This window comes from Streptomyces sp. WMMC500, assembly GCF_027497195.1.
GTDB lineage: Bacteria > Actinomycetota > Actinomycetes > Streptomycetales > Streptomycetaceae > Streptomyces.
Genome location: NZ_CP114905.1, coordinates 20,572 through 33,132, shown reverse-complemented (window position 1 = coordinate 33,132; position 12,561 = coordinate 20,572). Strand labels below are relative to the sequence as shown.

The 12,561-nt window shown below is 73.0% G+C and carries 6 protein-coding genes and 2 pseudogenes; 5 read left to right on the top strand and 3 right to left on the bottom strand.

Annotation, left to right across the window (positions count from 1 at the left end; all coding sequences use genetic code 11):
• Window positions 1-67: 67 nt before the first annotated feature.
• The 4 genes from O7599_RS00145 to O7599_RS00130 are packed head-to-tail and all read left to right on the top strand — an operon-like array spanning window position 68 to window position 9,397.
• Window positions 68-6,973, top strand: coding sequence for a Pls/PosA family non-ribosomal peptide synthetase (locus O7599_RS00145; RefSeq protein WP_281619978.1), 6,906 nt, complete (start codon window positions 68-70; stop codon window positions 6,971-6,973).
• Window positions 6,970-8,031, top strand: a complete 1,062-nt coding sequence (gene sbnB / locus O7599_RS00140; RefSeq protein ID WP_281619977.1) for a 2,3-diaminopropionate biosynthesis protein SbnB — start codon at window positions 6,970-6,972, stop codon at window positions 8,029-8,031. The genes O7599_RS00145 and sbnB overlap by 4 nt, the downstream gene beginning before the upstream one ends.
• Window positions 8,032-8,042: 11 nt before the next feature.
• Entirely contained in the window at window positions 8,043-9,059 is a 1,017-nt protein-coding gene (gene sbnA / locus O7599_RS00135; protein ID WP_281619976.1) for a 2,3-diaminopropionate biosynthesis protein SbnA, read from the top strand.
• Window positions 9,060-9,109: 50 nt separating this feature from the next.
• Window positions 9,110-9,397 carry a hypothetical protein gene (locus tag O7599_RS00130; protein WP_281619975.1) on the top strand — a complete coding sequence of 96 codons (288 nt, stop codon included), beginning with the start codon at window positions 9,110-9,112 and terminating at the stop codon, window positions 9,395-9,397.
• Between the two features lie 263 nt (window positions 9,398-9,660).
• On the opposite strand, the pseudogene O7599_RS00125 reads toward O7599_RS00130, so the two are convergent.
• Window positions 9,661-9,793 (bottom strand): annotated as a pseudogene (locus O7599_RS00125) (IS5/IS1182 family transposase); the annotation flags it as partial.
• Between the two features lie 186 nt (window positions 9,794-9,979).
• Between O7599_RS00125 and O7599_RS00120 the strand changes: the two are divergent.
• A complete protein-coding gene (locus tag O7599_RS00120; protein ID WP_281623316.1) occupies window positions 9,980-10,486 on the top strand; it encodes a hypothetical protein in 507 nt (168 codons plus the stop codon).
• On the opposite strand, the gene O7599_RS00115 is transcribed toward O7599_RS00120, so the two are convergent.
• Together O7599_RS00115 and O7599_RS00110 are read right to left on the bottom strand one after the other, a co-directional pair.
• The gene (locus O7599_RS00115) at window positions 10,428-11,234 is read right to left on the bottom strand and encodes an IS5 family transposase (protein ID WP_281617731.1); all 807 of its coding nucleotides are present in this window, start codon (window positions 11,232-11,234) and stop codon (window positions 10,428-10,430) included. The genes O7599_RS00120 and O7599_RS00115 overlap by 59 nt on opposite strands.
• A 280-nt stretch (window positions 11,235-11,514) precedes the next feature.
• Window positions 11,515-12,071: pseudogene (locus O7599_RS00110) on the bottom strand (transposase).
• Between the last annotated feature and the right edge of the window lie 490 nt (window positions 12,072-12,561).

Below are 12,561 nucleotides of genomic sequence, written 5' to 3'. Positions count from 1 at the left end.
TGTGGGGATGAGACTTCGCTCATGCCGTCCTCATGGCGACCTCATCGGCCGCGCGGACGCTCGTGGTGTGACTCTCACAGGAAACGCGGACCCGCACCCGCAGGCCGTCCCGGTGGTGGCGCTCGCCAAGACGCCCGCCACGGCGCCCGCCAGGGGACCGGCCACGCCGCCGGTCGGAGGGCTGGCCGGGGAGCTGGCCGCGGTGCTGGGCGAGGTGCTGGGCCGGCAACGGGTGCCCCTGGACGGGCACTTCTTCGACGACGTCGGCGCCGACTCGATGACGATGGCGCTGTTCTGCGCGCGGGTACGCAAGCGCGCCGACCTGCCGGCGGTGTCGATCAAGCAGGTCTACCTGCATCCGACGCCGCGCAGCCTCGCCGCCGCACTGGCCGGGACCCGGCCGGAGCCCGCGCCCGCCGCCCCACCGGCACAGCAGCCGGCACCGCAGGCACAGGCGCGGGTGCACGGGCCGGGGGAGGAGACGCCGCCGCCCGGCGCCCGCTGGTTCGTGCTGTGCGGTGTGCTGCAGGTGCTGGTGTTCCTCGCGTACTGGTACGCCGTCGCGCTCGTCGGCATCGAGGGGCTGGCGTGGGCGTACGCCGCCGAGGGCTGGGCGGCCACCTACCGGCGGCTCGTCGTGTTCGGCGCGGTGAGCTTCGCCGCGCTGGCCGCGCTGCCCGTGCTGGCCAAGTGGCTGCTCGTCGGCCGCTGGCAGGCCGGCCGGATCCCGCTGTGGGGCCCGCGCTACGTGCGCTTTTGGTTCGTGCGCATGCTGGTGCGCGCGAACCCCCTGGTGCTGTTCACCGGATCGCCGCTCTACCCGCTCTACCTGCGGGCGCTGGGCGCCGACATCGGCCGCCGGGTCGCGGTCTTCTCCCGCAACGTCCCCGTCTGCACCGACCTGCTGACCATCGGCGACGACGCCGTGATCCGCAAGGACTCCTCCTTCGCCTGCTACCGCGCGCACGCCGGCCACCTCGAGACGGGCCCGGTGACCATCGGCGCCGGCGCGTTCGTCGGCGAGGCCACGGTCCTGGACGTGGGCACCTCGCTCGGCGACGGCGCGCAGCTCGGCCACTCCTCCGCGCTGCACGCCGGGCAGGCGGTGCCCGCCCACGAGGGCCGCGCCGGCTCCCCCGCGACCGAGCCCGGCACCGTCGACTGGCGGGCCGTCCCCCCGGCGCGCTGCGGCCCCGTGCGCCGGCTGCTCTACCCCGCCGGGCAGCAGTTGGCCGCGCTGCTGCTGTACGTGCCGCTGGCCATCGCCGGCATACGCCTGCTGTTCACCGAGGTCTTCGGGCACGTACCCGCCCTGCTCGGCGACCCCGGCGCGCTGGCGGGCCCGTCGTTCTACGCGGATGCCGCCGTGCTGTCCGCCGTCCTGTTCGCCGGCGGCGCGCTCACCGGGCTGGCCGTCGTGCTGACCGTCCCCCGGCTGCTCAACAAGGCGCTGGAGCCTAACCGCCCGTACCGCCTCTACGGCATCCACTACACCCTGCACCGCGCGATAACCCGGCTGACGAACGTCGAGTTCTTCACCCACCTCTTCGGCGACAGCTCCTACGTCGTCCCCTATCTGCGCGCTCTCGGCTACGACCTGTCCGACGTCGAGCAGACCGGCTCCAACTTCGGCCTCGAGGTCAGGCACGACAACCCCTACCTCACCTCCGTGGGCACCGGCACGATGGTCGCCGACGGCCTGTCCGTCATCAACACCGACTACTCCAGCACCTCCTTCCGGCTCTCCCGCGCGGCCATCGGCGCCCACACCTTCGTCGGCAACTACGTCGCCTACCCCGCCCAGGCCCGCACCGGCGACGACTGCCTGCTGGCGACGAAGGTCCAGGTGCCCGTCGCGGGCGGGCACCGCCAGGGCACGGGCCTGCTGGGCTCCCCCAGCTTTCCGATCCCGCGCTCGGTGCAGCGCGACGCACGGTTCGACCACCTGCGCCACGGCGCGACGCTGCGCCGCCGGCTCGCCGCGAAAAACGCGCACAACGCCGCCACCATCGGCCTGTACCTGCTGGCGCAGTGGGCCCACCTGTACGGCATCACGCTCATCGCCTCGGCCGCCATCGCCTGCTACCCGGCGGCCGGCGCGCTCGCGATCGAGCTGGCCGCCGTGGCGTCGCTCGCGTTCAGCATCGGGTTCCTGGCCCTGGTCGAGCGCGCCGCCACGTCCTTCAGGCCGCTGCGCCCGCGGTACTGCTCGATCTACGACCCGTACTTCTGGTGGCACGAGCGCTACTGGAAGCTCAGCACCCAGCCGCCCGGCGTCCTGGACGGCACCCCGTTCAAGGGCCTGGCCTGGCGGCTGCTGGGAGCGAAGGCCGGGCGGCGGATCTTCGACGACGGCTGCCTGGTCATGGACAAGACGATGGTCGCGATCGGCGACGACGCGGTGCTCAACGCCGGCAGCGTCATCCAGCCGCACTCGCAGGAGGACGGCAGCTTCAAGTCCGACCGCATCGGCATCGGCGCCCGCTGCACGCTCGGCGTCGGCGCCCTGGTCCACTACGGCGCGACGCTCGGCGACGACGCGACGCTGGCCGCCGACACCTTCTTGATGAAGGGCGAGGACGTCCCGCCGCACGCCCGGTGGGGAGGCAACCCGGCGGGCGACCTGCGCCCGCTGCCGGCGGCGGTAGGGCGGACAGAAACCCCGGTGGAGACGCGGATGACGACGCAGCCGGAGCGGATCACAGCACAGCCGGACGAGCCGGCGCCGGAGGGGCAGGTGCCCGGACCGGCGCCGCTGCCGGCACCGGCACCGGAGCCGGAGCCGGAACGGCCCGGGGCGCAGCGGCAGTCGGCGCCGGACCCCGGGCCGCCCGGGCCGGCCGGGGACCCGCAGGGCCCCGCGGCGGAGCCGGAGCGGACGGCCGTGTCGCCGGTACCCGAGCACGAACCGCCCACGGCGACGGTGCCGCCGGCAGCCGGGAACGAGCCGCCCGGGGCGCCGCCCGCGGGCGGCGCGGTCACCAGGATCCCGCGCTGGACCCGTGAACCCGCCGGCGGACACGGGGCCTTCGACGCAGCCGCAGGGCCCGCGGGGGGTGTTGCCGCATACGAGGTGCCGGTCCCCGGCGAACTCGTCGGCCGGCTGGCCGCGTTGGCGGACGAGGCGGGTGTCACGCTCGGCTCGCTGCTGCTGGCCGCGCACGCCAAGGTGCTGGCCGCCCTCACCGGCGAACCCGACGTCGTCACCGGCTACGCCGCCGCCCCCGGCGGCCCGGCGCTGCCCTGCCCGCTGACGACCTCACCCCCCACGTGGCGCGCCCTGCTGGAGCACACCCGCAGCGCCGAGGCCGCCCTGCTCACCCCCGGCACCCCCACCCCGCCCCCAGGCGCCCCGCCCGCCGGAGCCCTGCCGTACGGGGCCCGGCCCGGCCCCGCCGCCCGCCTCCCCGGAGACGAAACCCACCCCGACCCGGCCGACGGATTCCCCCCGTACGAGACCGAGTTCGACCCCGCCCCCCAGCCCGCCGCCGCCGAGCCCGCCGGGCTTGCCGTGACCACCGTGCTGCGCGTGGAGTTCCCCCAGCCCGCGCCCGGCCGCAGGTCTCTGCGCCTGCGCTACCGCACCGACGTCATCGACGCCGAACACGCCGCCCGGATCGCCGGCTACCACCTCGCCGCGCTCGCCCGCCTCGCCGCCGGCCCCGACGCGGAACACGCCGCGCAGAGCCTGCTCTCCGCCGCCGAGGTCCGCCACCAGCTCGACGACCTCGCCGGCCCCCGGCGCCCGCTGCCCGACCGCCGCGCGCACGAGCTGTTCGAGGAGCGGGTACGCGCCCATCCCGACGCCGTCGCCGTCGTGCACGGCCCGCGCAGGTGGACGTACGCGCAGCTCAACGCCCACGCCAACCGGCTCGCCCGGGCCCTGCTCGCGCGCGGTCTGGGCCCCGAGGGCGTCGTCGCCGTCGTCGCCGAGCGCACCCTCGACTGGGCCGCCGCGGTCCTCGCCGTCTTCAAGGCCGGCGGCGTCTACCTCTCCGTCGAGCCGCACTTCCCGGCCGAACGCGTCGCCGCCATGCTCGCCCGCGCCGACTGCCGGCTCGTGCTCACCGAGCCCGCCGGTAGGGCCGTCCTCGACCGGGCCCTCGCGCAGCCCCCGCTGCGCGCCGCGGGCCCCGAGGTGGTCGGCGTGGACGTCGCCTACGGCGAAGGCCACCCCGGCGACGACCCCGGCGTGGCCGTCGCGGCCGGCCAGCTCGCCTACGTCTACTTCACCTCCGGCTCCACCGGCACCCCGAAGGGCGCCATGTGCGAGCACGCCGGCATGCTCAACCACCTCTACGCCAAGATCGAGGACCTGCGGATAGCGCAGGGGCAGGTCGTCGCGCAGACCGCGCCGCAGTGCTTCGACATCTCGCTGTGGCAGTTGCTCGCCGGGCTGCTGGCGGGCGGCAGGACGCTGCTGGTCGAACAGGACGTGATCCTGGACGTGCCCCGGTTCCTGGACGTGCTCGCCGCCGAGCGGGTAGCGGTGCTGCAGGTCGTGCCCTCGTACCTGGACGCCGTCCTGGCCCACCTCGAACGGCACCCGCGCGCCCTGCCGGACCTCGGCCACGTGTCGGTCACCGGGGAGCCGCTCAAACCCGACCTGGCCAGGCGCTGGTTCGCGGCGCTGCCCGGCGTCCGGCTCGTCAACGCCTACGGGCTCACCGAGACGTCGGACGACACGAACCACGACGTCATGGAGCGGGCGCCCGAGCGCGTGCTGCTCGGCCGACCGGTCCGCAACGTCCACGTGTACGTCGTCGACGACCACCTCGCGCCCGTGCCGCTGGGCGCGCCCGGGCAGATCGTCTTCTCCGGCGTGTGCGTCGGCCGCGGCTACGTCAACGACGCGGAGCGCACCCGGGCGTCCTACCTCGCCGACCCGCACCGGCCCGGCCACCGCCTGTACCGCGGCGGCGACGTCGGCCGCTGGCACCCCGACGGCCGGCTGGAGTTCCTGGGCCGCCACGACGGGCAGGTCAAGGTCGCCGGCTTCCGGATCGAACTCGGCGAGGTGGAGAACGCGCTGTCCCGGGTGCCGGGGATCCGCGACTGCGCCGTGGTCGTGGCCGACCGGCCGGGACACGGCAAGCGGCTCGTCGCCTTCTACACCGCCCCCCGCGCGTTCGCCCGCGGCGAGCTGCGAGACGCGCTGTCCGCGTCGCTGCCCGCGTACATGATCCCGGCAGCGTTCCACCACCGCGAGGCCCTGCCGCTCACGGCCAACGGCAAGACGGACAAGAAGGCGCTGACGAAGCTGGCCACGGAACCCGCGCCCGGCTCCGCCGCGGCCGCTGCGCACGAAGCCGCCCCCGCCGCAGGCATCAGCACACACGGGAACCCGCCCGGCGAGCGCAGCGATGCCGTCCCCCACGGGCGCCCCCGGCGCGGGGACGACGCGGACGGCACACGCACCATCCCCGCCGCACGTAGCGACGCCGTCCTTCCCGCGGGCGTCCCGCACAGCAGGCCCACCCCCAGCACACACACGGACGACGCGCACGGCGAGCGCAGCGATGCCGCCCCCTACGCGCACCCCCGGCGCGGGGACGGCACCACTCCCGCCGCGCGCAGCGACGCCGTGCCCTCCGCCGACCACCGGCGCGACGGCATCCCGCCCGGCGGCGACACCCCCGACGCGGTGGCCCACCGGCCCGGCAGCGACGCCCCCAACACCCCCCGCGCGCCCGGCGCCCTCCTGAGCCCCGCCGAGCGTGAGCTCGTCGCCGCGTGGGCGCAGGTCCTCGGCGTCGACGCGGACCGCATCGGCCGCGGGGACGACTTCTTCGCGCTCGGCGGCACCTCCCTGCTCGCGGTGAAGCTCGCCGTCGCGCTCGACCGGCGGCTGTCCCTGCAGGACTTCGCCCGGCACCCCGTGCTCGCCGACCTGGCCCGGCTGCTCAGCGAAAGGACCCGGCTCATGCCGACACCGCCCCCGGCATCCCCTCTCGCCGTCGACCGCAGACCCGGCGCCCCGCCCGTCCTGCACGTCGCCCCCGGCACCGATCCGGCCGCGTGGGCCGCGCGGCACCGCGACGGTGTCCGTGCCGCCGTGACCGAACACGGCGCGCTCCTCGTCCGCGGCCTCGGCCTGCACGACGCGGCGGGAACGCGCGCCGTGTTCGCCCGGCTCGCCGACGGGCTGATGACCGAGACGGAGCCGTTCGCGCCGCGGCGCTACCACGGCGGCGGCGTGTACTCCTCCGTCCCGTGGCCCGCCGCCCAGCCCATGTGCATGCACCACGAGCTGAGCTACGCCCTCACCCCGCCCGGCCTCATGCTCTTCGCCTGCACAGCCACACCCACGCCCACACCCGCCGCGCCCTCCGGCGGGGGTGAGATCGGCGTGGCCGACGCCGCCGCCGTGCTCGACGCACTGCCCGCCCGGCTGGTCGCCCGCTTCGAGCGCGAGGGCTGGCTGCTCACCCGCACCTACGGGCAGGACATCGGCGCCTCCGTCGAGGAGGCGTTCGGCACCGCCGACCCCGACGCGGTCGAGCGCTACTGCCGCGACCACGCCATCGAGGCGACCTGGCTGCCCGGCGGGATCCTGCGCACCCGGCAGCGGCGCAGCGCCGTGGTACGTCACCCGGTCACCGGACGGCGCTGCTGGTTCAACCAGGTGGCGTTCCTCAGCGAGTGGACCATGGACCCGGAGGTACGCGCGTATCTGCTGGAGGCGGCCGGCCCCGGCCAGTTGCCGTTCCGCACCGCCTACGGCAACGGCGAACCCCTCGGCGCGGACGTCGTCGACCTGATCAACGAAGTCTACGAAGACGCCACCGCCCGGGCCCCGCTGCACGCCGGGGACCTGCTGCTCGTCGACAACGTCCGCTGCGCGCACGACCGCCGCCCCTACGAGGGCCCGCGCGAGGTGCTCGTCGGCCTCGCGGACCCGGTGCGCCCCGAGCCCGTACACACCCACCCGCTGCACCTGGCCACCGCGCCCGCCGAGGGGACCGCACGATGACCACCACCCAGCCGCCACAGCCGGCCGGCCCGGCCGCCGCCGCGCCCGAGTTCGCCGTGATCACCGGCGCCCAGGTCGAACGCGCCCTGCACGGCCGCGAGAAGCAACTCGTCGAACTCGCCGAGGACGCCTACCTGCTGCACGCCGCCGGCGACTCGGTCAACCCGCCGTCACACTTCCTGCGCTTCCCCGACCGCCCCGCCGACCGCATCATCGCGCTGCCCGCCTCCCTGGGCGGCCGCTTCCGGGTCGACGGACTGAAATGGATCTCCAGCGTCCCGGGCAACGTGACCGCCGGCCTTCCCCGCGCCTCCGCCGTCCTCATCCTCAACGACCGGGCCACCGGCTACCCGTTCGCCTGCCTGGAGAGCTCGATCATCAGCGCCACCCGCACCGCCGCACTGGCGGCCTCGGCGGCCACCCGGCTCGGCCGCGGCCGGCCACGCCCCACCCGCGTCGGGTACGTCGGCACCGGCCTCATCGCCCGCTACGTCCACCGCTTCCTGACCGCAACCGGCGGCCCGTTCGACACCATCGGCCTGTACGACCTGTCCCCCCAGAGCACCGCCGGCTTCCACCGCCACCTCCACACGGCCGGCGACACGGCCCGTGTCACCGTGCACGACAGCACCGAGAAACTCGTCCGCGCCAGCGACCTGGTGGTGTTCGCGACCGTGGCCGCCCGCCCCCACGTCACCGACCCGGCATGGTTCGCACACCACCCGCTCGTCCTGCACCTCTCCCTGCGCGACCTGGCCCCCGAGGTGCTGCTGACCGCCGCCAACATCGTCGACGACATCGCGCACTGCCTGACCGCCGACACCTCCCCCCACCTCGCCGAACAGCTCACCGGCAGCCGGGACTTCCTCGACGGCACACTCGCCGACGTACTGCACGATCGCCTGCGCCCGCCGCCGGACCGGCCACTGGTCTTCTCACCCTTCGGACTCGGCGTCCTCGACCTCGCGGTGGGCAAATTCGTCTACGACCAGGCGGCCGCGGCCGGGCAGACGCACGTCATCGACGGCTTCTTCCACGACCTGCGCCGGCACGGGTGAAGGGGCGAAACGTGCCGGTCGTCACCACACCCCACGCCTTCAACGAGGAACAGCTCTACGTCGACCTGCACCCGGTCCTCGGCCTGCCCCTCCACCTGAAGGTCGAGGGCGTCAACTTCGCCGGGTCCATCAAGCTCAAGGCCGCCACCGAAATGGTCGCCGCGGCCGAGCGGGACGGCCTGCTCACACCCTCCTCCGTCCTGGTCGAGTCCTCCTCCGGGAACCTGGGAGTCGCACTGAGCATGGTCGCGGCAAGCAAGGGCTACGGATTCGTCTGCGTGACCGACACACGCTGCACCGCCGCAGCCCGCCGCCTCATGCGCGCCTTCGGCGCCGACGTACACGTCGTCACCGCGGGCGGCCAGGCAGGCGGCGGCCTGCTCGGCGCCCGCATCGCCTACGTACGCGCACTGTGCGCGGCCGACGGCCGCCACGTCTGGCTCAACCAGTACGCCAACCCGGCCAACTGGCAGGCGCACTACCGCAGAACCGCCCCCGCGATCGTCCGCCAGTTCCCCCGACTCGACGTCCTGTTCGTCGGCGCCGGAACCACCGGCACCCTGATGGGCTGCGCCCGCTTCCTGCGAGAATGGCACCGCCCGGTACGGATCGTCGCGATCGACAGCACCGGCTCGGTCTCCTTCGGCGGCACCCCCGCACCCCGACTCATCCCGGGCCTGGGCGCCGGCGTCCGCCCACCACTCCTCGACGACACCTACGTGGACGACGTCCTCCACGTCGACGAGGCAGACGCGGTCCGCACCTGCCACCGACTGGCCGCACGCGGCTTCCTCTTCGGCGGCTCCACCGGCACCGTCGTGACCGGGGCAACGACCTGGCTGACCCGACACGGCACACCAGGACTCACCGCGGTCGCGATCGCCCCGGACCTCGGCGAACGCTACCTCGACACCGTCTACGAACCGGCCTGGGTACGCACACACTTCGGCGAGAACACACTCACCCCCGGCGGCGCGGAGGACACCGCCGCGAGCAGCCGGATACCGCACGGCCAGGGCCTGCACTGAGCCATGATCGGCGGCCCGCCCGGGGGCGACTTGCGTGAGATCATCCGTCCATGAGCAGCGATCTGGAAGTGAGCGCACTGGCGATCAACGTCGTGATCCCGCAGGCGCTCCGCTGGACGGACACGCGACGTGGTGAAGCATTCACACTGACCACACTCACCGTCCGGCTCCTTGCGGACGGTTACCTCGCTGTGAAGGCCTACGGCAGACCAGTCGGTGGGGGCCGGGGCGCATACGTCTCGTTCCCCGTCCCCGACAAGCCCGAACTGGCAGCCCTGGTCTCCGAAGCCGCCAGCCGTGCCGGGGCGTTGTGGGCCGCCCATCGCGGTCTCGGCTGATCTCCGGGCCGATCCCGGGCCGTGACCGATCTGTGGGACTCACTCCCGCAGCGGGGTCCGACCCGGTGGATCTTCCTGCGCGACGCGAGTGCAACTGACCGACACGGAGTGGGAGTCCATCGAGCCGTACCTGCTCTCGCGGCCCACACTCGGCCCAGGCCGCCCGGGATCGTCGAAGCCCGTGATTCCGGTAATTCCTTCCCACGCGACATATCCCACTCCAGGGCCTTCTGATGTTCCGGTGGGATCCGTTACCGGGGATTGGCACAGCCGGACACCGGCACATAGACGACCGCCGCGAACACCGCTTGAGCAGGCGTGTCTTGGATGCCGCCACCCTCGCACCTAGGTCGGCAGCAAAGGGCGGGCGATCTCCCGCAAGCCGTCCGGGACAATCCACTCCCACTCTGTCCTCCGCGTGCCTCACCAACGCCCGCCTCACCGCATAGGACACGCTCTTAGAGGTCGTTCTCTTTCCGAACCTCGTGTGAGGTCTTTGCTGGTCAGGCATGAAGTAGCTGCTGCTGCGGGAGTCTCGGCTCGTTGCCGGGTGAGATGTCGTGGAGGTGGCGGATGCCGTCGATGCGGGCGGTTTTGGAAACGCGGCGGAAGGCCGCGGCCGCGGAGGTGAAGCAGCTCGAAGCCGAGTTGGAACGGGTGCGGGCGGCTCTGGCGGAGGCGGAAGAGGTGCACTGGTGCCGGGTGATCGGCCTGGAGCAGTATCTGGAGGCGCTGGCTGAGGAGGACGTGCCTGCCGACGTGGTCGGTGAGGGGTCGCGGAGGAAGCCGGTCGGTCCACGCCGGGCGGTGCCTCACCGGCGACAGGCGAGTGAAGTGGAGGAGTTGTCGCCGGACTATCAGGCGTTGATGGCTGCTGCGGCCGATGCGGGAGACGACGGGCTCGGTGCCCGGCGGGCGGCGGTGGTGCTGGGCTGGGACAGCGCGTCGGCCTCCCGTGTCGAGGGAGCCAGAGCACGGCTGAAGCGGCTGGTGGAACGAGGCTGGCTGGTCGAGAAGAAGGCGGGCAGATTCACGCTGCCCGCATCGGAGCAGGACCCTGGTGCCGGGCGGCCAGGCGGCGGCTCGTGAGCATGGACATCGACCACAGAATGACGGCTTCGCTGGTGTCGGTGCGCCGCTCGTAGTCACGGACCAGACGCCGGCTGCGCAGGCACCAGGCGAACGACCGTTCCACGACCCAGCGGCGGGGCAGGGCCTCAAAGCCGCGGGCGGTGTCGCTGCGGCGGACGATGTCGAGTGCGATGCCGAGCTGTGTTGCACTCCAGTCGACGAGGTGGCCGGTGTAGCCGCCGTCGGCCCAGACCCGTGCCAGCCGCCCGAAGCGGTCCTGGGCCGCCGGCAGCAGAACGCGGGCGGCGTCCCGGTCGGTGGTCGACGCAGGCGTGACCAGCACCGCCAGCAGTAGCCCGAGCGTGTCGGTGAGCAGGTGCCGCTTGCGCCCGTTGACCTTCTTCCCGGCGTCGAAGCCGCGAGAGGTGAGAGCGACGGTGGCGTCCGCCTTCACCGACTGCGAGTCGATGACCCCCGCACTGGGCTCACGTTCACGTCCCTCGGCCTCGCGGGCAGCCTCACGCAGCCGGTCGTGCAACTCGGCCACGAGTCCCCCATCCCGCCAGCGGGCGAAGAAGGCGTAGACCCGAGGCCAGGGCGGGAAGTCCGACGGCATCGCCCGCCACTTGATGCCGTTGTCGACGAGGTAGCGGATCGCGTCGAGCATCTGTCGGTGACAGTAGCCCTCCGGCCGCCCGCCCCGGCCCGCCAGCCACCCGGGAACCGGCAGCAGATCCCGCACCAGAGCCCACTCGGCATCGCTCATGTCCGAGCCGTACCGCGGCCGGCGACCCGGCCGGTCGGCCGCATTCCCGAACCTGTGGGCGAGACAGTCACACCCAGGAGTGGACCAACTGGACCCGACAACCGTGACCACGCGACACTTCGACAACAGGGCCTCTTGCTCCTCGCTGGACTCGACATCCGCGAGCTACCAAGAGGCCCTTCTTCCATGCACCCCCACCGGCAAACTCACCCGCACCAGGCCCCTGTTCGAACATCACCGACCACCCGAGCGGATAGAGAACAGCCAGTTAGAGGTCGTCTCATTTGGTGTATCGGCGATAGCAGATGAGAGCGCTGGCTATGCCGACGAAGGCGGGGAAGTGTTCTGCCTTGCGTTCGTAGCGGCGGTGCAGGCGGCGGCAGCCGCCCAGCCAAGGCCAGGGTGCGCTCGGCCACCCCGGCGGTGCCGGCCGGGCCGGCCGGAGGGCTCCTTGCCGCGGCGGGCGATACGGGGCACGATCTGGCGGCGGCCAAGCCGGCCTCTTGACCGCACGGATGCTGATCGAGTCGATCGCACACCGCGACCAGTCCACCTCGCCGCCGGCACCGAGCCCCTCCAGCAGCCCCCGGTGCAGCTTCGCCCACACCCGGGCAGTGGACCAGTCGGTCAAGCGCCGGTGCACCGTCTGCCAGGAGGCGCCGAACGACGGCGGCAACTGCCGCCAGGTACCACCGGTGGTCGCCACGAAGACGATCGCAGCCGGCACCGCACGGTCATCGCAACGCCGCCTGCCCCACCCTGCGGACGCACCGGAGCCTGCGGCACCACGTCCAGGAACAACTTCCACAACTCGTCCGGCACCAGCCGCTCGACTATCCCCGTGCCGACAGCAATGAGCAACCGCCAATCAACACACCGTCATAGGCCCGGTAGCGTGTCGGCGCGGTGCCCCCCGACCTACCGCAAGTCACCGCGGGCTCCTATTCCCGACGCCGTACCTGCCCTGACATTTACTTGCCGGTTACGATGAGCGGAGCGGGCAGGTATGGTCCGCTCTATTTCATCGTCCCGTGAATTCTTCGGCGCCGCACGCCCGAAATGTCAAGAATCCTTCCCATAGTTTCTTTCGAGTGGCTCTTGAGCGGCGAGTGTTACGGTCCGCTCCAGGATATCGCAAAAACGTTCGGCGTCGAGTGCGGGGGAGTGTCCGGTGGCCGAAGGTGCGGGGGTGAAAGGGCTTTGCTCGCCCACCGGGAAATCTGCTCGACTGGTCGATGCACCTTTCTCGCGTGACAAGGTCCGGCCGATCCTCTCCGCATTCGAGCGCGGATTCTCAGACGCCCGCGGCGCCAGCCGCCCTGACCGT